Source organism: Bradyrhizobium sp. CCBAU 11430 (genome assembly GCF_028128855.1).
Lineage (GTDB): Bacteria > Pseudomonadota > Alphaproteobacteria > Rhizobiales > Xanthobacteraceae > Bradyrhizobium > Bradyrhizobium ottawaense.
In genome coordinates, this window is the sequence record NZ_LBJV01000003.1 from 194,413 (window position 1) to 214,576 (window position 20,164).

General features: G+C 65.6%; 17 protein-coding genes and 1 pseudogene. 10 read left to right on the plus strand and 8 right to left on the minus strand.

The genetic code is table 11. From position 1 onward, the window contains the following. Positions 1-156 precede the first annotated feature (156 nt). Positions 157-873, minus strand: a complete 717-nt coding sequence (locus XI04_RS00935; RefSeq protein ID WP_028143985.1) for a DUF599 domain-containing protein — start codon at positions 871-873, stop codon at positions 157-159. 135 nt (positions 874-1,008) lie between these two features. Here XI04_RS00935 and XI04_RS00940 point away from each other — a divergent pair, with 135 nt between their 5' ends. The 7 genes and pseudogenes from XI04_RS00940 (at position 1,009) to uraD (ending at position 6,184) form a co-directional block, all read left to right on the plus strand. Then, positions 1,009-1,671 carry a glutathione S-transferase family protein gene (locus tag XI04_RS00940; RefSeq protein ID WP_028143984.1) on the plus strand — a complete coding sequence of 221 codons (663 nt, stop codon included), beginning with the start codon at positions 1,009-1,011 and terminating at the stop codon, positions 1,669-1,671. A gap of 305 nt (positions 1,672-1,976) precedes the next feature. Next, positions 1,977-2,180 carry a hypothetical protein gene (locus XI04_RS00945; RefSeq protein WP_018321158.1) on the plus strand — a complete coding sequence of 68 codons (204 nt, stop codon included), beginning with the start codon at positions 1,977-1,979 and terminating at the stop codon, positions 2,178-2,180. A 156-nt stretch (positions 2,181-2,336) separates the two neighbouring features. After that, a pseudogene (locus XI04_RS00950) lies at positions 2,337-3,194 on the plus strand (hypothetical protein); the annotation flags it as partial. A gap of 381 nt (positions 3,195-3,575) precedes the next feature. Further along, entirely contained in the window at positions 3,576-3,851 is a 276-nt protein-coding gene (locus XI04_RS00955; protein ID WP_028142663.1) for a hypothetical protein, read from the plus strand. 90 nt (positions 3,852-3,941) lie between these two features. Then, positions 3,942-4,355 (plus strand): DUF3830 family protein, encoded by a 414-nt coding sequence (locus XI04_RS00960; RefSeq protein WP_014493672.1) that lies wholly within the window; start codon positions 3,942-3,944, stop codon positions 4,353-4,355. Then, positions 4,356-5,291, plus strand: coding sequence for an allantoinase PuuE (gene puuE, locus XI04_RS00965; protein WP_028142662.1), 936 nt, complete (start codon positions 4,356-4,358; stop codon positions 5,289-5,291). Positions 5,292-5,296: 5 nt separating this feature from the next. After that, complete coding sequence (gene uraD, locus XI04_RS00970) at positions 5,297-6,184, plus strand: 2-oxo-4-hydroxy-4-carboxy-5-ureidoimidazoline decarboxylase (RefSeq protein WP_271610041.1); 888 nt, start codon at positions 5,297-5,299, stop codon at positions 6,182-6,184. Between the two features lie 182 nt (positions 6,185-6,366). Here the strand turns inward: uraD and XI04_RS00975 are convergent, their stop codons facing one another. Together XI04_RS00975 and XI04_RS00980 are read right to left on the minus strand one after the other, a co-directional pair. Then, positions 6,367-9,108: a molybdopterin-dependent oxidoreductase gene (locus XI04_RS00975; protein WP_271623359.1), complete on the minus strand. Its 2,742-nt coding sequence runs from the start codon at positions 9,106-9,108 to the stop codon at positions 6,367-6,369. Further along, a complete protein-coding gene (locus XI04_RS00980) occupies positions 9,105-9,932 on the minus strand; it encodes an FAD binding domain-containing protein (RefSeq protein WP_097668448.1) in 828 nt (275 codons plus the stop codon). Before XI04_RS00980 ends, XI04_RS00975 begins: the two co-directional genes overlap by 4 nt. Before the next feature lie 163 nt (positions 9,933-10,095). Between XI04_RS00980 and XI04_RS00985 the strand changes: the two genes are divergently transcribed. Further along, complete coding sequence (locus XI04_RS00985; protein ID WP_212475614.1) at positions 10,096-11,445, plus strand: 8-oxoguanine deaminase; 1,350 nt, start codon at positions 10,096-10,098, stop codon at positions 11,443-11,445. 111 nt (positions 11,446-11,556) lie between these two features. Here XI04_RS00985 and XI04_RS00990 read toward each other — a convergent pair whose 3' ends face one another. The 4 genes from XI04_RS00990 to XI04_RS01005 form a co-directional block, all read right to left on the minus strand. Then, positions 11,557-12,633, minus strand: a complete 1,077-nt coding sequence (locus XI04_RS00990; RefSeq protein ID WP_212475615.1) for a BMP family ABC transporter substrate-binding protein — start codon at positions 12,631-12,633, stop codon at positions 11,557-11,559. Between the two features lie 77 nt (positions 12,634-12,710). After that, positions 12,711-13,628, minus strand: coding sequence for an ABC transporter permease (locus XI04_RS00995; protein WP_271610039.1), 918 nt, complete (start codon positions 13,626-13,628; stop codon positions 12,711-12,713). Beyond that, on the minus strand, positions 13,615-14,706 hold the full coding sequence (locus XI04_RS01000; protein ID WP_271610038.1) for an ABC transporter permease: 1,092 nt from the start codon (positions 14,704-14,706) through the stop codon (positions 13,615-13,617). Before XI04_RS01000 ends, XI04_RS00995 begins: the two co-directional genes overlap by 14 nt. Beyond that, positions 14,690-16,261 carry an ABC transporter ATP-binding protein gene (locus XI04_RS01005; RefSeq protein ID WP_212475619.1) on the minus strand — a complete coding sequence of 524 codons (1,572 nt, stop codon included), beginning with the start codon at positions 16,259-16,261 and terminating at the stop codon, positions 14,690-14,692. The genes XI04_RS01000 and XI04_RS01005 overlap by 17 nt, the downstream gene beginning before the upstream one ends. 565 nt (positions 16,262-16,826) lie before the next feature. Here XI04_RS01005 and XI04_RS01010 point away from each other — a divergent pair. After that, positions 16,827-17,930, plus strand: a complete 1,104-nt coding sequence (locus XI04_RS01010; protein ID WP_212475620.1) for a hypothetical protein — start codon at positions 16,827-16,829, stop codon at positions 17,928-17,930. 28 nt (positions 17,931-17,958) lie between these two features. On the opposite strand, the gene XI04_RS01015 is transcribed toward XI04_RS01010, so the two are convergent. Next, a complete protein-coding gene (locus tag XI04_RS01015) occupies positions 17,959-18,444 on the minus strand; it encodes a nucleoside deaminase (protein WP_028142652.1) in 486 nt (161 codons plus the stop codon). A 362-nt stretch (positions 18,445-18,806) separates the two neighbouring features. On the opposite strand from XI04_RS01015, the gene XI04_RS01020 reads away from it, so the two are divergent. Beyond that, complete coding sequence (locus XI04_RS01020) at positions 18,807-20,066, plus strand: allantoate amidohydrolase (RefSeq protein ID WP_271594210.1); 1,260 nt, start codon at positions 18,807-18,809, stop codon at positions 20,064-20,066. The last annotated feature ends 98 nt before the right edge of the window (positions 20,067-20,164 follow it).

Consider the following 20,164-nt stretch of genomic DNA (forward strand, 5'->3'; position numbering starts at 1 on the left):
GCCACTCACCGCTCTCGTGCCCCGGACGCGGCGCAGCACGAAGTGGTGCGCTGCAGAGCCGGGGCCCATCCATCCGCATCGCGCCGTGTTGCCCTGGGTCCCGGCTCTGCGCCGCAACACTCGCGCGTTGCAGCTTGTCCGGGACACGGGAGCGCCTCAATGACCGCGCTTCATCGCCTCATCGCCATCCGCCACCTCCGGCGCCATCGCGGCCCACGCGCTCGATGCGAATTGCCGGCGCCAGGTCACGACCACCACGGCCGCCGTGGTCACGAACAGCAGCCAGGGGCTGACGAACCAGCCGAGATAGCCGAGCGCGAAGAAGAAGGCGCGCTGGCCGCGGTTGAAGTGGCGGCCGGCAGATTCGAACAGGCGCGTGGTGCGGATGACATGGGCCTCCGCCTCCGGCGTGTCGCGCCGCTCGGCCGGGGGCATGCCGCCGAACAGGATCGCGACATAGTTGAACAGGCGATAGGACCAGGCGAATTTGAAGAAGGCGTAGACGCAGATCAGCACGAGGCCGACGCATTTCAACTCCCACATCGCCGGCGACGTGCTGAGGTCGATCGGCAGCTTGCTCAAAATCGTGATCGCGTCGTTGGTGGCGTGCAGCAGCGCCAGCGCGCCGCCGAGCGCGATCAGGCTGGTCGAGGCGAAGAAAGCGGTTCCGTTCTGCAGCGAGGCCATGATCTGCATGTCGACCATGCGCGTCTCGCGGTCGAGCAGCCGGCGCACCCAGACCTCGCGATAGCGGTTCATGCGCGCCGACAGGCTGTCGCGGCCGTAGGCCGAATGCTCCAGCGTCAGGGCATAGACCAGCCATTCGATGATGAAGAAGCCGACCGCGGTGATGTCGACCCAGTGCCTGCTCATGTCTGTCTCATGTCCGTCTCTTGGCGAGAACCGCAACGATTGCCACGCATGACGGGGCGCAGCAACGATTGATTGGCGGCAGGGGATGGCGTTAAAAGCGGCTCGCCCTAGGACGTCTCGGGAAGGACTGATGACATGGCTGCGCTGAAACTCGCGATCGGTAACAAGAACTACTCGTCATGGTCGATGCGGCCATGGCTCGCGCTTCGCGCCAACGACATCCCGTTCGTGGAGACGCTGATCCCGCTCTACACCGACAATCCCGCGGACAAGGAGCAGATCCTGTCCTTCAGCCGTGCCGGCAAGGTGCCGGTGCTGGTCGACGGCGATGTCACGGTGTGGGATTCGCTCGCCATCATCGAGTACATCGCCGAGCGCTATCCGGAAGTGAAGCTGTGGCCCGACGACGTCGCCGCGCGCGCGCATGCCCGATCGGTGTGCGCCGAGATGCATTCCGGCTTCGTGCCCCTGCGCAACGAATGCGGCATGAACCTGCACCGGCCGGTCCGGCCCTTGGCGCTGTCGGCCGACGCCAAGGCCAACGTCGCGCGCATCGAGGAGATCTGGCGCGAGTGCCGCACGCGCTACGGTGCCAAGGGTCCGTTCCTGTTCGGCCGCTTCGGTGCGGCCGATGCGATGTACGCGCCGGTGGTGCATCGCCTGCGCACCTACGCGATCGACGTCGCGCCGGACACCAAGGCCTACATGGAGACGATGATGGCGCTGCCGGCGTTCCAGGAATGGACCCGCGACGGGCTGGCCGAAACCCTTGTCATCGAGAAGTTCGAGGACGCCTGACCGGTCGGTCCGAACGAGGCCGCTGGCTGTGTGCCGGCCGGCGGCGCTCACGTTCCGGGCATTGACCGGGGCCATATGCCAATCGGGCTGCGACCGGCCCTGCGACATGCCGCCTGAACATGCGGCCCCGGCGGTATCATCGACCTGCCGGTTCCATCCCTATCATTCTGAAAAGATTGCAGGATTTACACGTTTGCCATGGTGGCATGGCGCTGGCCAAAACGGCTGGCCGCGTGCTATACAGCGCTGGGTTTCTGGCCGGCCGTCGCAGTGGGACCATGGGCGAGGCAGGCGTTGTTTGAGTGATGGAGAGGGTGTTGAAGCACAAATTCCCGATTGGAACGCGCGTATTGTTCACGGCCAGCAACGTCGCGCGCCCTGCTGCCAGCGGCTCGTACGAGGTCATCCGCCTGCTGCCGACCGACGGCGACGACTGCCAGTACCGGATCAAAAGCTCGACCGAAGCCTTCGAACGCGTCGCCAAGGAAAGCCAGCTCGCGCTGTCCTGAAGACCGACGCTCCCGCGCATTCGCGCCCCCTGCGGAATTGTGTCCTGCCGCCGTCAAAAGGCCCGCTTCACCTTCCCAAGGTGGGCTGGGGCCAGTTGCCGACTCGCGGTGCTCGCTTGACCATTCGCTCTCTGCTCGCGTGAGGGGACGTCGCGCATGAACTGGGCATGGGCCACTTCGCTCGACCAAATCTGGCGCTCGCCGGCCTTTCCGATGTGGATGACGCTGGCGGCTGCCGGATTCTTCGGATTGATCCTGCTGATCACGCTGCTGCGCGCCGACAGGTCGGTCGCCAACGGCGCGCTGACCGTGATCACGCTGCTGTCCATCGCGATCGCCGGAGCTGCCACCGTGCGCGTCTATGGACCGGCGGGGCAGGACGCTCCGACCGAAGCGCGCGCGCAAGGTGCCGTCATCGCGAGCCTGCCGGCGCTGTCCTGTCTCGACGATCTCGCCGGCGATGCGGTCGCCATTGGCTGCGAGAAGGCGCTGTTCGGCTCGCCGGATGCCGCGGCTGCCGCCGTCTCCTATACCGCGGTCCGAATCGACCGGCTGACCGCGCTCGGTGATGCCGCGACCGCCGAGAAGAGCCTGACGACGGACATGAAGGTGCTGCGCAAGGCGCTGGAGCACGATCGCTACGGCCTCGTGGCGCAGGTGCTGGTCGTGCGCGACGGTTGCACGCAGTTCGACTGCGCCGCGTTCCGCTCGCTGACCGACCAGCAGCGGGTTGCCGCCAACATGGACGCCCATCTCTACGACATGCTGGTCGCGCGCCATGCGCCAACCTGGAACGCGCCTGCAACGGCGTCGGCGATGCCGGCCACGGCCGCGCTTGCCGGGCTGCCGCCCGCGATGCCGACGGGCAAGCCGACCAGCGCTGAGTTCCCTAGCGCCTCGTCGACGCCGCCGGTCAGCATCATGAATCCGGAGCCCACGGCGACGACGCGCCAGGCGGCGCCCGCCGCCGCGAACGCAGCGCCGGCACCGCGCGCGCCCNACGGCAGCGCCGCTGGGATGTGCACTGGAGTCGCAATGACATGTGGACACAGCCTGCGCCACACTCCGCTCTCGTGCCCCGGACGCAGCGCAGCGTCCCCGGCGATGCGAAGCATCGTCCGGAAGCGGTGCGCTGCAGAGCCGGGGCACATCCATCCGCATCGCGCCCTATCGCCTTCTGGGTCCCGGCTCTGCGAAGCAGCGCTTCGCGCTGCATCGCGTCCGGGACACGAGAGGGAAGCGATGGAGCTTGCCCCGTCTTTGCGCGCCGGCAGTCCCTTGCGAAGTCGCCCGGCCCAGCCCGGCTAAATATTCGGCAATCGCGCCCTCCGGTGCCGATGGACTTGCCCGCGGCAATCCAGTTCAATGGGCCAATCGAGCTTTCAGGCGACAACGATGTCGAGATATCTGCTGGTCCTGCTGCTGTTGGCGTCACCGGCGGCCGCGCAAGTCAAGTTGGCGCCGAAGACCGCGGCCGGACATCCCGATCCCTGTGTCCCGATCGGGCGTACCGCCGACGGCAAGCTGGTCTACTCCATGACATGCGAGATCCTGCCGGCACCGCCCCCGCCGCCGCGGGCGGAACTGAAGGAAGCCCCTCCGCCGGCCGCCGAGCCGGAACCGGAGACGCGGCGGAGCGGCATTTTCGGCTGGTCCTACGACCGCAGGTGACGCGTCCGCGCCCCTTGCGCGAAACTGTCGGGAGTGCTCTTTGCTTGAAAATTATCCGTGGGGCCACCGGCCCCGATCCAGAGAGATGAGATGAGCAAACTCGTTATCCGTGCCGGCGACTTCACCTTCGATGCCCGCTTCGAGGAGCAACTGGCACCCAAGACCGTCGCCGCCTTCCGCAAGGCATTGCCGTTCGAAAGCCACATCATCCATGTGCGCTGGAGCGGCGAGGGCGTGTGGATGCCGCTCGGCGATCTCGATTTCGGCGTCGGCTACGAGAACCACACCAGCTATCCCGCGCCGGGCCAGATCATCCTCTATCCCGGCGGCATCAGCGAGACCGAGATCCTGCTGGCCTATGGCGGCGTTCACTTCGCCAGCAAGATGGGCCAGCTCGCCGGCAACCACTTCATCACGCTGACCTCGGGCCTGGAGAATCTGGCGACGCTGGGCAAGAGCGTGCTGTGGAAGGGCGCGCTGCCGATCCGCTTCGAGGAAGTCTGAGTGGCTGACACACGCTACCCGCGCGATCTCCGCGGTTACGGCCGCAACCCGCCGCACCCCGAGTGGCCCGGCAACGCGCGGGTCGCGGTGCAGTTCGTCGTCAATTTCGAAGAAGGCGGCGAAAACAACATCCTGCACGGCGATCGCGCCTCGGAAGCGTTCCTGTCCGACGTGCTCGGCGCGCAGCCCTGGCCGGGCCAGCGCCACGCCAATATCGAATCGATGTTCGAATATGGCTCGCGGGCCGGCTTCTGGCGGCTGTGGCGGATGTTCACCGCGCGCAACTGGCCGACCACCGTGTTCGGCGTCGCCACCGCGCTGAAGCGCAACCCCGAGATCGTCGCCGCCATGAAGGAGGCGGGCTGGGATATCGCCAGCCACAGCCTGAAATGGATCGAGCACAAGGACATGACCGAGGCACAGGAGCGCGCCGAGATCGCGGAAGCGATCCGCGTCCACACTGAGGCCACCGGATCGCGGCCGCTCGGCTGGTACACCGGGCGCTCCTCGATCAACACCAACCGTCTGCTGATGGAGGAGGGCGGCTTCCTCTATCTCTGCGACTCCTATGCCGACGATCTGCCCTATTGGGTCAAGAGCGCGGGCGGCAAGCAGCTCGTCATTCCCTATACGCTAGACGCCAACGACATGCGCTTCATCAACCCGCAAGGCTTTGCCGAGGGCGAGCAGTTCTTCACCTATCTGAAGGACGCCTTCGACGTGCTCTATGCGGAAGGCGAAACTGCGCCGAAGATGATGTCGGTTGGCCTTCATTGCCGCCTCGCAGGCCGGCCCGGACGCGCTGCGGGGCTGATGCGCTTCCTCGATTATATCGGCAAGCACGAACGCGTCTGGGTGCCGACGCGATTGCAGATCGCCCAGCACTGGCACGACAAGCATGCGCATCTCGCGGCCACTGCGTTCGAGATCGGTTGAGGACGATGTCGCAGATATCGCTGTCCGACCTCAATGCCGCAAGCAAGGCCGACTTCGTCGCGGCGCTCGCCAATGTCGTCGAATATTCGCCGTGGATCGCCGAGCAGCTCGCCGACAAGCGACCGTTTGCCGGCATCAATCAGTTGCACACGGCGCTGATGGCGGCGATCCAGAGCGCCGAGCCCGACGTGCAATTGGCGTTGATCCGGGCGCATCCGGATCTCGCCAGCAAGACCCAGCGCGCGGCGGGGCTGACAGTGGAATCGACCGACGAGCAGAACAGCGCCGGCCTCGATAGGTTGTCGGATGCCGAATACGCGGCGTTCGAGCGCGTCAACAGCGCCTATCGGGACAAGTTCGGCTTCCCCTATATCGTCTGCGTGCGCCGCCACACCCGGGATTCCGTGCTGCGCGACTTCGAGAGGCGGTTACGCAATATCGCCAAGACCGAGACGCGGCGCGCGATCGAGGAGATCGGCCGGATCTCCGCGCTGCGGCTGGATCAGCTCGTCATGGCCGACGACAGGCTGAAGGTGCACGGCCGGCTCTCGACCCATGTGCTGGACAACCACGCCGGCAAGCCCGCGTCCGGCATCCCGGTCGAGCTCGTGGAGCTCGCAAGCCTCGGCGAGAGCCGTGTGATCGCGCGCGCGGTGACCAATGCGGACGGTCGCACCGATCAGCCGTTGATCGGCGGTCGCCCGCTGCCGATCGGCCGCTATGAGCTCAAATTCAGCGTTGCCAGATACTACGCCGAGCGCAACGTACCGCTGTCGGATCCGCCGTTCCTCGACGAGATCCCGCTGCGCTTCGCCGTCAGCGAGCCAGAGGGGCACTATCACGTGCCGCTGTTGGTCACGCCCTGGAGCTATTCGACCTATCGCGGCAGCTGAATGCAAGGCGCGCTCTTCACCTCGCCCCGCTTGCGGGGAGAGGTCGAATTCGATCGTAGATCGAATTCGGGTGAGGGGGACTCTCGACGCGTCCAACTGTCACCGTCCTTGCGGAGACTCCCCCTCACCCCAACCCTCTCCCCGCAAGCGGGGCGAGGGAGAACAGCGTCGCCGTGGTCGAGCTATCGCGTCCCAGTGGAGTTGCCGAACTTCGCGTGCAGCGCCGGAAACAGCCGGTCCGGCTTGAAGGGCGGCGCGGTGAAGCGGATGCCGGTGGCATTCGCGATGGCGTTGCCGAGTGCGGCCGCGACCGGATTGTACGGACTTTCGCTCATCGACTTCGCCCCTAACGGTCCGATCGTGTCGGACGTCTCGGCGAAGAACACCTCGGTGCGGGGCACGTCCGCGAAGGAGGGCAGGTGGTAGTCGCGGAATTTCGGGTTGGTGACGCGCCCCTCGGCGTCGATCACCATCTCCTCGTAGAGCGCGGCGCCGAGCGCCTGCGCCACGCCGCCTTCGACCTGACCGCGGCACTGCATGGGATTGGCGACCACTCCGGCGTCCGCGGCGTGCACGCTCCTGAGAATCCTGAGCTCGCCGGTGGCCTTGTTCACGGCGATACGAAAACCCTGGACGTTGAAGCCGACCGAACGCGGTGTTCCCTCGGAATTGCCGCTGCCTGCGAACGGCTGCCCGCGCTCGCGCGCGAGCTTCACCAGCTCCGCAAAAGGCATGCGCCGGACGCCGCTGACGATGGCGTTGTCCTCGAGCACGCAGCTCCCGACGTCACACAGCCACGCGCCGGCGGCGGCCGCCTTCAATTCGGTCGCGAGCTGCAGAGAAGCCGCATGGGTCGCCTTGCCGGCGACGAACATGCCGGCGCTGCCATAGGCGCCGGTGTCGTGGCCTCCATGGGCGGTGTCGGACTGGCGCAGTCGGATTCTGTCGACGGTGGTCGCGAGTGTGGTCGCGGCGATCTGCCGGTGCACGGTGCTGGTGCCGTTGCCGAATTCGGCGGTGCCGACGGTGAGATCGAAACCGCCGTCATCGTTGAGCGTAATCGTCGCGTCGGCGAGGTGGCCCGCCGGCGGCGCGGTGTCGATCATGGTCAGCGCGACGCCGTCACCGATCATCCAGTCCGGCGACAGGTCCGGCTGCGGGCCGTCGGCCTGCATCGCGCGCTCGACGAGGTCGAGGCACTGGTCGAGCCCGTAGGAGCCGTAGAGCACGTCGTGAAATTCGGACGGCGGCGGCGACAGCATGGGATCGCCGTTCCTGACGATGTTGCGCCGGCGCATCTCGTAGGGGTCGATGCCGAGCTGCTGGCCGAGCTCGTCGATCGCGGCCTCGATCGCGATCAGCGTCTGCGGCAGGCCATAGCCGCGAAACGCGCCCGCCGGCACCGTGTTGGTGTAGACGGCATGACCGTCGACCCGCTTGTTCGGGCAATTGTAGACCGCGATGGACTCCGACAGCGAATGGAACATCACCGGGCCGGCGTGATTGCCGTAAGCGCCGGTGTTGGAGAGCACGTCGAGCTTGAGCGCGGTGAGCTTGCCGCCGGCATCCGCTCCGGCCTTGATGTGGACCCGCATCGGGTGCCGCGTCGAGGTCGCGATGAACTGCTCCTCGCGGGTGAGCTCCAGCTTCACCGGACGTCCCGTCTTGAGCGCAGCGAGCGCCAGAATGTCCTCGACGAACATCTCCTGCTTGCCGCCAAAGCCGCCGCCGACGCGCTCGCAGAACACGCGGACCTTGTCGGGAGGAAGCTTGAAGATGTCGGACAGCGCGCGCCGGGTCAGGAACGGCACCTGGGTCGAGGTGCGGACATTGAGCACGCCCGAGGCATCGAGCCAGGCGAGGCCGCCATGGGTCTCCAGTGCCGCGTGCTGCACGCGATGACTGTGGAAGGTGCCCTCGAAGGTGACGGCAGCTATCGCGAGCGCCGCCGCGACGTTGCCGAACTCGCCATGCGTCTCCGCAGCGAGGTTGCGCTGAGCGTCGGCGATGCGGTTCGCGGTGGTGCGGTCGGGATGAATGACGGGCGCACCGGGCGCCATCGCCTGCTCCGGATCGATCAGCGCAGGCAAAATCTCATAATCGAGCTTCAGCCGGCGGCAGGCCTCCTCGGCGGCGGTTTCGCTTTCGGCAACGATGGCGGCAACCCTTTGGCCAATGAAGCGGACGACGTCGTCGAGAACGCGGGTGTCCTCGGGGTCCATCCAGTCCATCTCGTGCCGCGCGGTCGAGATCAGCATCGAAGGTGCGTCTTCATGTGTCAGCACCGCGTGTACGCCGGGAACCTTCAGCGCTTCCGACTTGTCGATTGCGACGATCCTGGCGTGGGCATGAGGCGAACGCACCAGCTTGACGTGAAGCAGGCCGTCGATGGCGGTGTCGAAGGTGTAGCGCGCGTCGCCGCGCACGATGTCGGGGCCTGCGGGCGCCGGCAGGCTGCGGCCAAACGCGGCTCCGGCCTCGACGCTCGCCTCGACATTGGTCTTGCCGAGCAATGCATCCTCGATCGCGCGATAGCCGGTGCAGCGGCAGATATTGCCCTTCAGCGCCGCGCCGAGATCGGTCCGCTGCGCCTGGTTCAGCGAGGCGCAGGTCAGGATCATGCCGGCGGTGCAGAAGCCGCATTGAAAGCCCTGCGCATCGAGGAAGGCCTGCTGCATCGGATGCGTGCCGTGGTCTCCGCCGAGGCCTTCGATCGTGGTCACACTGCGTCCCTCGGCGCGGAACGCCGGGATCAGGCAGCTGTGCACCGGCTCCCCGTCGAGCAGCACGGTGCAGGCGCCGCAGTCACCGGCGTCGCAGCCCTTCTTCACGCCGAAATGGCCGAGCTCGCGCAGGAACGTGCGCAGGCACTGGCCGGCGCGCGGCTCCTGCGCAAACGGTTTGCCGTTGACCTCGAAGCTCATGACGGCATTGCCCCCAGCAGCTCGCGGCGAACCTCTTCGGCGAGCCGCAATGTCATGTGCTTGCGCCAGAGCGGCCGGCCGTGGATGTCGGTGTGGTACAGATCGTCCGTGATCTGCTGGGCGATCGCGTCGCCCAGCGCGCTCGCGTCCGGGGCCCGGCGAAAGGACAGCTGGATCGGCCGCACCGTCGACGCGGTGACCGTGAGCGTCAGCGTGCCGTCGGCATCGAGGCTGCCGATCAGGAGCGCCGCCGAGCGGCCGACCGGCGCCAGCGAGATCTGGCGATATGCCGTGCGGCGTTTCAGCGCGGCAATCCCAATATCGATCTGGCGAAGCAGGTCGCCCGGTGTCAGGCGATTTCGCTGGTTGCCGGTGACGAAGTCGACGACAGGAATCCTCTGCTCGCCGCCGCCAGCCTTCCAGATGGTGCAGACGCCGCCCAGCGCTGCAGTAAGGGAGATCATCGGTCCCGCCGGCAGCGACATGCAGAGATTGCCGCCGACGGTCGCGGTCTTCCAGATCTTGAACGACGCAAGGAAGGCGCGGCAGCACTGGTTGATCAGCGGCGCGGCGAGCCAATCGGACGGGCAGGCAAGTCCGTCGAGCTGCGCGACCGTGCACGTGGCGGCGATGGAGAGATGGCTGTCCGTGATCGTCAGCGCCGGCCATTTCAGGTCGGTCAGATCGATCAGCCGCTTCAGATGCACCTGCGGCTCCGAGAACAACCACGTGCCGCCCGCAAGCCAGGCGTCGCCTGCCGTCCAGGCGGGCAGCTGCGCGCGCGTTTGCGGATGGGCGACCGTCGTGATGGTGTTCAAATCCATGGCTGCGCCAAAGCTTCCGCCGGTGAATCGTGCCGATGAGTCTTGCAAGACCGGAGCCAAGTGGCAACAAACAAGTCGCAATAAAACAAGTCCTGGCGCGAAGGTGGCTGGGCCAGCGTTTACCTGGCTGGCCTGTCAGCGGATGTAAAGGAGAAGCGGGATCATGAGCGACGCAAAGCCGATCTGGATCAGGGATCCGCTGGCCATCCTCGCCGACGGTGCCGAGCGCGGGATCGTGGTAAAGGACGGCCGCATCGTCGAGCTCGTGCCGGCTGGCGCCGCGCCAGCGACCGCTGATGTCGTGGTGTTCGATGCGAGCGAACATGTCGTGCTGCCGGGCCTGATCAACACCCATCATCATTTTTACCAGACGCTGACCCGGGCGCTGCCGGCGGCGATGGATCGGGAGCTGTTCCCCTGGCTCCAGGCGCTTTACCCGGTGTGGGCGAGGCTGACGCCCGAGGCGCTCGAGCTCGGCGTCACCGTGGCGATGTCCGAGCTGCTGCTGTCGGGCTGCACCACCACGACCGATCATCACTACGTCTTCCCCGCGGGCCTCGAAGATGCCGTCGATATCGAGGTCGCCGTGGCGAAGCGTCTCGGCGTGCGGGTGCTGCTGACGCGCGGCTCGATGAACCTGTCGCAGCGCGACGGCGGCCTGCCGCCTGACAGCGTGGTGCAGGACGAGGACACGATTCTCGCAGACAGCGCGCGCGTGGTTGCCAAGCACCACCAGCGCGGCCTGGACGCGATGGTGCAGATCGCGCTGGCGCCGTGCTCGCCGTTCTCGGTGACGACGTCGCTGATGCGCGCCACCTCCGATCTCGCTGATAAGCTCGACGTGCGCCTGCACACCCATCTCGCCGAAACAGAGGACGAAAACAGATTCTGCCAGCAGATGTATGGCTGCCGTCCGCTCGACTATCTCGAGCAATGCGGCTGGCTCAATGCGCGGACCTGGCTCGCCCACGGCATATTTTTCAACGCCGATGAGATGAAGCGGCTCGGCAAGGCGAAGACGACCATCAGCCATTGCGCGTGCAGCAACCAGCTGCTGGCGTCCGGCTGCTGTCCTGTCTGCGAGATGGAGGAGTCCGGCGTCGGGATCGGGATCGGTGTCGACGGCTCAGCCTCGAACGACGGCTCCAACCTGATGCAGGAGGTCCGCGCCGCCTTCCTGCTGCAGCGGGCGCGTTACGGGGTGGCCAAGGTCAGCCACAAGGATGCGCTGCGCTGGGCGACCAAGGGGTCGGCGGCGTGCGTCGGCCGGCCGGAACTCGGCGAGATCGCCGTCGGCAAGGCTGCGGACCTCGGGCTGTTCAGGCTCGACGAATTGCGCTTCTCCGGTCATGGCGACCCCTTGGCCGCATTGGTGCTGTGCGGAGCGCATCGGGCCGACCGGGTGATGGTGGCGGGAAAATGGGCCGTGATCGACGGTGCGATCCCGGGCCTCGACGTGGCAGACCTCATCAGCCGCCACAGTTCGGCGGCGCAGGCCATGCGGGCCGGATAATGCCAAGGCAGGATAGAAAGAGGGGGCGACCACAAGTGCCGGGTGCTTCTGGCCACCCCCTCCGAACCTCCTCCGGGAGGAGCAGGTGATCTAGCCTAAGCAAGAAGCGTGCTACTTGCCCGGCAGCTTGTCGTCGATGCCCTTGACGTAGAAATTCATGCCGAGGATCTGGCCGTCGTCGAGGTGATCGCCGCCCTTGCACTCCACCGGCTTGCCGTCCTGCCCAACGATCGGGCATTTGAACGGATGCAGCTTGCCTGCAGTGATCGCGGCTTGGGCATCCTCAGCCAATTTTTTCACGTCGTCAGGCATGTTGGTATAGGGCGCCATCGCGAACATGTGACTGTCGAGGCCGCCCCAGCTGTCCTGGGACTTCCAGGTGCCGGCAAGCTCGGCCTTGACCCGCTCGATGTAGTAGGGGCCCCAGGTGTCGAGGATCGAGGTCAGCTGGGTCTTGGGCCCGAACTTGATCATCTCGGAGTCCTGGCCGAAGGCGAGCTTGCCGCGTTCGCTGGCGATCTGCATCGCGGCGGGCGAATCGGTGTGCTGCATGATCACGTCGGCGCCCTGGTCGATCAGCGCCTTGGCGGCGTCGGCCTCCTTGCCCGGGTCGAACCAGGTGTTGGCCCAGATGATCTTGACCTTGATGTCAGGTTTGATGGTCTGCGCCGCCAGCATCGTCGCGTTGATGCCGGAGACGACCTCCGGAATCGGGAACGAGCCGATATAGCCGAGCACGCCCGACTTCGTCATCCTGGCCGCGATCAAGCCCTGGATGTAGCGGCCCTGCCACCATCTGGCCGAATAGGTCGACATGTTCGGGTTGCGCTTGTAGCCGGTGGCGTGCTCGAAATGCACGTTCGGATATTTTTTCGCGACCTTCAGCGTTGGATCCATGTAGCCGAACGACGTCGTGAAGATCAGCTTGTTGCCGGCGCGGACGAGCTGCTCGATGGAGCGCTCGGCGTCGGGGCCTTCAGGCACGTTCTCCAGATAGGTGGTCTCGATCTGGTCGCCCAGCTCCTTGACCAGCGCCTGCCGGGCGAGATCGTGCTGATAGGTCCAGCCCAAATCTCCGATCGGACCCAGATAGATGAAGCCGACCTTGAGCTTGTCGGCGGCGGAGGCTGCACTGACGCTTCCGGCCAGCAAGAGCCCGGCAGCCAGCGCAAGAAGGGATTTCCTCATCATCGATCTCCAAACATCAGGGGAAAGCCACGATGCGCAACGCGCGCGCCCCATCGCGCGCGCCGCGGAAATGAAATTCAGCGGTCAGGTACGAACACGGTGCCGAGCGCGGCCGGGGCGGTCGAGCCGCCGCTGCGCGCGCGGGAGAGCAGGACCAGCACGATGACGGTCGCAAGATAAGGCAGCGCCGACATGAATTGCGAGGGAATGCCGATGCCCCAGCCCTGCGCGTGCAATTGCAGGATCGTCACTGCCCCGAAGAGATAGGCGCCGACCACGAGCCGGCCCGGCCGCCAGGACGAGAACACCACCAGCGCCAGTGCGATCCAGCCGCGGCCCACGGTCATGCCGGGTATGAAGAACGGCGTATAGGCGAGCGGCAGATAAGCGCCGGCAAGGCCTGCGCAGGCACCGCCAAACATCACGGCGAAGGTGCGGATGCGCAGCACGGGATAGCCGAGGGCGTGCGCAGAGGCGTGGTTGTCGCCGCAGGCGCGCAGGATCAATCCCGCCCGCGTGCGGTACAGGAACCACCAGACGCCGACGACGAGTGCAATCGAGAAGTAGACGAAGCCGTCCTCGCCGAACAGCACGCGCCCGACCAGCGGGATGTCGGTGAGGCCCGGAATGGCGAGATGGACTGCCGGCGTGATGCGCTCGCCGACGAAGCCGGCGCCGATCAGCCCGGACAGCCCGACGCCGAGGATGGTGAGCGCAAGACCCGTCGCGACCTGGTTGACGGCGAGCCCGAGGGCCATCAATGCGAAGATCAGCGACATCATCGTTCCCGCGATGATGCCGAACAGCGCGCCAATGAAGATCGATCCGGTGAGCCATGCGCCGGCAAAGCCGCAGGCCGCGCCAACGATCATCATGCCCTCGACGCCGAGATTGAGCACGCCGGAGCGCTCGGTCACGAGCTCTCCGGTCGCGGCGATCAGCAGCGGCGTTGACGCGGCGAGCACCGAGAGGATGATGGCTTCAATGAGTTCCACGGGCCACCTGACGGTTCGGGAAGCTCAACTTGAAGCGGTAGAGGATCAGGGAATCGCAGGCGAGCACGTAGAACAGCAGAATGCCCTGAAAGACCTTGGTGACATCCAATGGAATCTTCATCGCGATCTGCGCCTGCTCGCCGCCGATAAAGGTCAGTGCAAGGAACAGGCCTGCAATTAATATTCCAAGCGGATTCAGCCGGCCGAGGAAGGCGACGATGATCGCAGTAAAACCGTAGCCCGGGGAGATGCCAGGCTGGAGATGTCCGACCGGACCTGCCACCTCGATGATGCCGGCGAGACCTGCGAGCGCGCCTGATACCGCGAAGGTCAGGATGATCAGCTGATTGGCGTTGAAGCCGCCGAACCGCGCGGCACGGGGGGCTGCGCCCACGACGCGGATCTCGAAACCCTTGATGGTTCGCCCGAGCAGGATTGCGGCCGCCGCGACGACAAGAAGCGCAATGATCGAGCCGAGATGCAGCCGCCCGCCCTCGATCAGCAACGGGACAGTCGCCACCGGATCGAACTCGGCCGTGGTCGGGAAGTTGAAGCCGTTGGGGTCGCGCCAGGGCCCGCGCACGAGATAGTCGAGAAAGAGGTCGGCGACATAGACCAGCATCAGGCTGGTCAGGATCTCGCTGGCGCCGAACTTCACCTTGCAGATCGCCGGGATCAGCGCATAGAGCGCGCCCGCGGCGGCTGCGAGCACGAGCATCGCCGGCAGCACCCAGGCGCCGGCATCGGTGCCTTGCGTCTTCACCGCGATCCAGCTTCCGGCAACTGCGCCGATCAGGAATTGACCCTCTGCGCCGATGTTCCAGGCATTGGCGAGATAGCAGAGCGACAGCCCGATCGCGATCATCACCAGCGGCGTCGCCTTCACCGCGATCTCCTGGAGCGAGTAGCCGTCGGTCAAGGGCGCAATGAAATAGGCGTGCAAGGCGAGCAGCGGATTCTTGCCGAGGATCACGAACAGGATGACCATGGTGACGACCGTCAGGCCGATCGCGATCAGCGGCGAGACCAGCGCGATCGTGCCCGAGCGTTCGGCGCGCTTCTCAAGCACCAATTGCATGCGCGGCCTCCCTTGGCTCGAGGCTGCTGCCGCCCATGAGAAGGCCGAGCTTTTCGCGCGTCGCCTCGCGGGTCGCGAGCGGTGCTGACAGCTTGCCGTGGAACATCACGGCGATGCGGTCGGCGATCTCAGCGAGCTCGTCGAGATCCTGGCTGGTCACGAGAACGGCGGCGCCCGCGGTTGCCAGATCAAGCAGCGCCTGGCGAATGACGGCGGCGGCGCCGGCATCGACGCCCCAGGTCGGCTGGCTCACCACCAGCACCGCGGGGTTGCGCAGGATCTCGCGTCCCACGATGAACTTCTGCAAATTGCCGCCGGAGAGGGATGCGGCTTCCGGATCGCGCTTGGCCTTGCGGACGTCGAACGTCTCGGTCGCACGGTCGACGGTCTTCAGCGTGGCCGCCGTATTGATGAAGCCGCGATGGACCATGCCGCTGGCGGCGTGTCCGGTGAGCAGCGCGTTCTCCGAGAGCTTCATGCGCGGTGCGGTGCCATGACCGAGCCGCTCCTCGGGAACGAACGCAGCACCCAGCTTGCGCCGCTGCGTGATGGAGAGATGGCCGGCGGCAATGCCTTCGATCACCACCGTGCCCGGGTCCTTCGACAGGCGCTCGCCGGACAGCGCGGCGAACAGTTCGTCCTGGCCGTTGCCGGCGACGCCCGCGATGCCGAGGATCTCGCCGCCCTTCAGCTCGAACGAGATGTGCTCGAGCCGTACGCCGTGCGCTTCGCCTGGTGCGAGCGAAAGATCGTTGACGACGAGCCGCGGAACGGTGGTCTTCCGGCCGGATGCCGCCTTCACTTGCTTGATCTCGCCGCCGACCATCATGCGGGCGAGCGAGGCCGCGGTCTCGCGCCGGGGATCGCAGGTCTCGACCTTCCTGCCGCCGCGCAGGATCGTGGCGGTGTCGCAGAGCCGCTTCACCTCCTCGAGCTTGTGGCTGATGTAGAGGATGGCGCGGCCTTCGGCCTTGAGCCGCTCCAGCACGACGAACAGTTGATCGGCTTCCTGCGGCGTCAGGACGGCGGTGGGCTCGTCCAGGATCAGGAATTTCGGATCCTGCATCAGCGCGCGGACGATCTCGATGCGCTGGCGCTCGCCGACCGACAATTGCCAGACCTCGCGTTTGGGATCGAGCGGAAGGCCGTAAGTCTTCGACACCTGCTCCAGTCGCGCCGACATGTCCCTGAAGGATTCTCGTCCATCGAGGCCGAGAGCGACGTTCTCGGCGACGGTGAGATTGTCGAACAGCGAGAAGTGCTGGAACACCATGCCGATGCCGCGGCTGCGGGCTTCGGAGGGACCGGACAGCACGACCTGTTGGCCCTGCCAGCGAATCTCGCCGGCGCTGGGCTGGATCAGCCCGTAGATCGCCTTGACCAGCGTCGACTTGCCGGCACCGTTCTCGCCGAGCAGCGCGTGGATTTCGCCGGGCCAAATATCGAGGTCGATGGAATCGTTGGCGAGGAAATCGCCATAGCGTTTGGTGAGTCCGATCGTCCGCAGCAGCGGGGGCTCGCCGGAATTCAGGTCGTCAGGTGTCGAATCCAACATTCGCTGATGCGCTTGCATGGTGAAATGCCGCGATAGTGGGCCAGTTTGAGCCCCGGCGTAAGGTGTGAAAATGCGTCATCCCTTGCTCAACGCTGTGGCAGGCACCTTGTGTCGGTGCGCCCGCGCCGGCCGAGACGAAGCCCCCCTGCTCAAACGCCCACGCTCGGCCATGCCGGCTTGGCTGTCGCCGGCGCCTGTTGCAGATTTGTGACGGTCCAAGCCAAATCGGAACCCGCTATGCAGACCTGACGTCGCAGTGAGCAAAGTTGCGCCATCGCGCTTATGCAATGCGGATCGACGCAACATTGGCTCCCGACCATCGCGCCTGCAATATCCGCTCGGCATGAAAGAAGAGCGAAATCAAACGGGAATATCCGGCAACAGCCGGCGTCGCCGGCCGCATGCCGGCTGCAGAAAGCCTGCTAAATCCTACGAAGAGGCGCCGCCCCTTGCCGAAACAAGCGGCATTCCTTGAAAAAAGTTGAGGCTTCTCCCTCCGGGAGATCGGCGCAAGTCTCGCACCCAAGGGCGTTCATTGACGTGTCCACACTTGGGGGTATTCAGGATGTCGTTTCGTTTCAGGGCAATTGCAGCAGCGGCGCTGTCACTTGCTACGCTCGCCACCGGTGGCTTGGCTTTCGCGGCGGATCTGCCGGTCAAGGCTGCCAAGAAGGCGGCGGATCTCCCGTTCTTCCTGGTGATCGATAACCGCGTCACCTTCTCCTACATCTTCAACGCCTCGCAGCCCGGTGCATGGTCGTTCCGGCCGGATGGGTCGATCGACAGCAAGACCACCAAGCAGGTCTACTCGTTCACGCATTTCGATCTCTGGGCATACGGCACGAACTTCTTCACCATCTCGATGTTCAAGTCCGATCACAATGACCCGTCCGGGCCCTGCACCAACGCGGGCACGATCTTCGGCGCGCCGGCAATTTGCGCCGGTGCAACGGAGATCTACGGACTGTTCCGCTCGACGTTCGGTTGGAATGAGCTCTTCGACACCAAGGCCTTCACCGCGGGGCCGCTTCACAACATCTCGTTCGAGGTTGGCATGGATGCCAATACCGAAAACAGATATTTCGGTGCCGCCAAGCGCGACGTCGTCGGCGGTCTGCAGTTTGCGTTCGATCTGCCCTACAAGGGCTACATCAACGTCGCGCCGCTGGTGTACTGGGAGTTCGCCAACCACAACTCGTTCAGCCAGTGCGGACTGTTCGGTGCCGGCGTTCCCGGCGTGACCTGTCTTGCAGACGGCAACACCTCGTTCAAGCCGACCTGGGCGGTCGAGGTCAATTACTACATGGATCTCGGCTTCCTGCCGCCGAACATGCAATATTTCTCGATCAGCGGCCGCGCCGGCTGGTACGGCAAGAAGGGCACCGACACCGAACCGCTTCCCTACAGCCCGGCGAACGGCGTCTACAACACGGCGGTCGAGTTGAATTCGGAGCCCATCCGCCTGACCTTCGATGCCTCGAAGGCCGCCTGGGGTGACAAGTATTCGCACTTCGTGGACGTCTGGGTGGCTTACCGCTACTGGCAGAACAAGTTCGGTCTCGATCACAACCTTGCCGTCGGCTGTACCACGGCGGTCGGTGGCCGGACGGTGAGCACGGGATCGTGCACCGAGTCCTCGCTCTACTCCGGCATCACCGTGAAGTTCTGATCGGCACCCTACTGATCGGAGTTTGTGTCTACTTCGTCCACACGCCATCGTGCAGCGCTGCGGCTTCGTCCTCGAGCAGCGGACCAACGACTTCGGTCAGCCGCTGGCCGCTGGCAAAGACCTCGCGGCACGGCAGGTCGAGGGTCGGGTTCTCCGGATGGTTGCCGGTGACGCCGCGCAGGCGATGCTCGCTGAGGCCGTAGACGACGCGGCCGATGCCGGCCCAGTAGATCGCGCCGGCGCACATCGCGCAGGGCTCTGCCGAGGAATAGAGCGTCGCTGTCGCCAGCACTTCGCGGCCGAGTGTGCGGCAGGCCTGGGTGGCCGCGAGACGTTCGGCATGCGCGGTGCCGTCATGATCCGGCATGTAGCCGTTCTCGGTCTCGATCAGCACCTTGCCGTCCGCATCGACGACGATGCAGCCGAACGGGTGGTTGCCATGGGTGAGGGAGCGGCGGGCGACCGCGAAGGACAAACGCAGAAAATGCTCGTCACGCTCGGATGCGTTGGCCATCGATCCTCCGCCGTCAGTGCCCCGCCATGCGCCGGCCGATCGTCGCATGACCAGCTTCGCTGGCCCGTCCTTCATACACGAATTCGCCGTGGAACATCTCCACCAGCCGGCTGGGTTCATTGACGGTACCTTCCGGATAACCGATTGAAAATATTGATTATGCGGGCCGTTCGGGTCCTGATAAAGGTGAAACTATTGGTGCGCCTGTGCATGACCGGCGTGACGCAGCCTGCCGCGTACGCGCATTCATGCTAACCACGCGCAGGTTGGGACGGGCGCCGGTGCGTGACTGGCCGCCGAACGTGTACCGATGGTCGCCAGACAGCCGCTGCCGCGGTCCAGAGAAGAGAAAGCTCGTCGAGATGAGTGCCGTCAACGCCGTTCAAAATGCATCGCTCGGCGAAGAGATCGTGCGAGGGATCAACGATCTGGCTGCGATCTCGGAAGCAGGCGACAACCTCACCCGCATCTATCTCACCAAGGAGTTGCGCAAGGCGGCGGACCTCCTGCTGAGCTGGATGCGCGATGCCGGCATGAGCGCGCGTCTTGACGCAATCGGCAATGTCTGCGGCCGCTACGAAGGCGAGCGGCCCGGCGCGCCCTGCCTGATGCTCGGCTCGCACTACGACACCGTACGCGATGCCGGCAAATGGGACGGGCCGTTGGGCGTGATCACGGCCATTGCCTGCGTTGCCGATCTCAATCGCCGTGGCAAGCGCCTGCCGTTCGCGATCGAGATCGTCGGCTTTGCCGACGAGGAGGGCGTGCGCTTCGCTTCGACCTTGCTCGGCAGCCGTGCGGTGGCCGGCACCTTTGACGAGAGTGTCTTGAATGTGCGCGACCGCGACGGTGTGTCGATGCGCGATGCGCTCGTGCAGTTCGGCCTCGATCCCGATCATATCGGAGCGGCCGCGCGGGCGCGACGCGAGCTGCTTGCCTATCTCGAATTGCACATCGAGCAGGGGCCGGTGCTGGAAGCGCAGGACCTGCCTGTCGGTGTCGTCACCGCGATCGCCGGTGCCACGCGCCTTGCCGCGCGGCTGACCGGCATGGCAGGGCACGCCGGTACGGTGCCGATGGCGCTTCGGCGCGACGCGCTCGCGGGCGCGGCCGAATGCATCGGGGCGATCGAACAATTTTGCCGCACCGACGAGAGTGGGCTGGTCGGCACCGTCGGCTACATCCAGGCGAGGCCCGGCGCGACCAATGTCATTCCGGGCGAGGTGTCCTTCACCATCGACATGCGCGCGCCGACCGATATGCACCGCAAGCGCGCGGTGGCTGACGTCGTCCGCCAGATCGAGGCGATCGCCAAGCGCCGGCACTTGGCCCTCCAGCTCGACGTCACCCACGAGAACCGCACCGCGCCTTGCGCGCCGTGGCTCAAGGAGCAGATCGCGCAGGCGATCGGAGCGGAGGGGTTCTCCGTGTTCGAGCTGCCGAGCGGAGCAGGGCATGACGGCATGGCCATGATCGACATCGCCGATGTCGGCATGGTCTTCGTCCGCTGCCGCGGCGGCATCAGCCACCACCCGGACGAGCATGTGGAGCTCGCCGATGCCGACGCCGGTGCGCGGGTGCTGCTGCGGGTGATCGAGAATTTCAGGCCCCGGGAAGGGTAGGCTGAAGGAGCCCCGCTGGAAGCCGGTGCGTCATCTGGACGAAATACGAATCAGCCATGCTTTGGGTGGTGGCCGCACCGTCGAAGTTACCCTAGCCA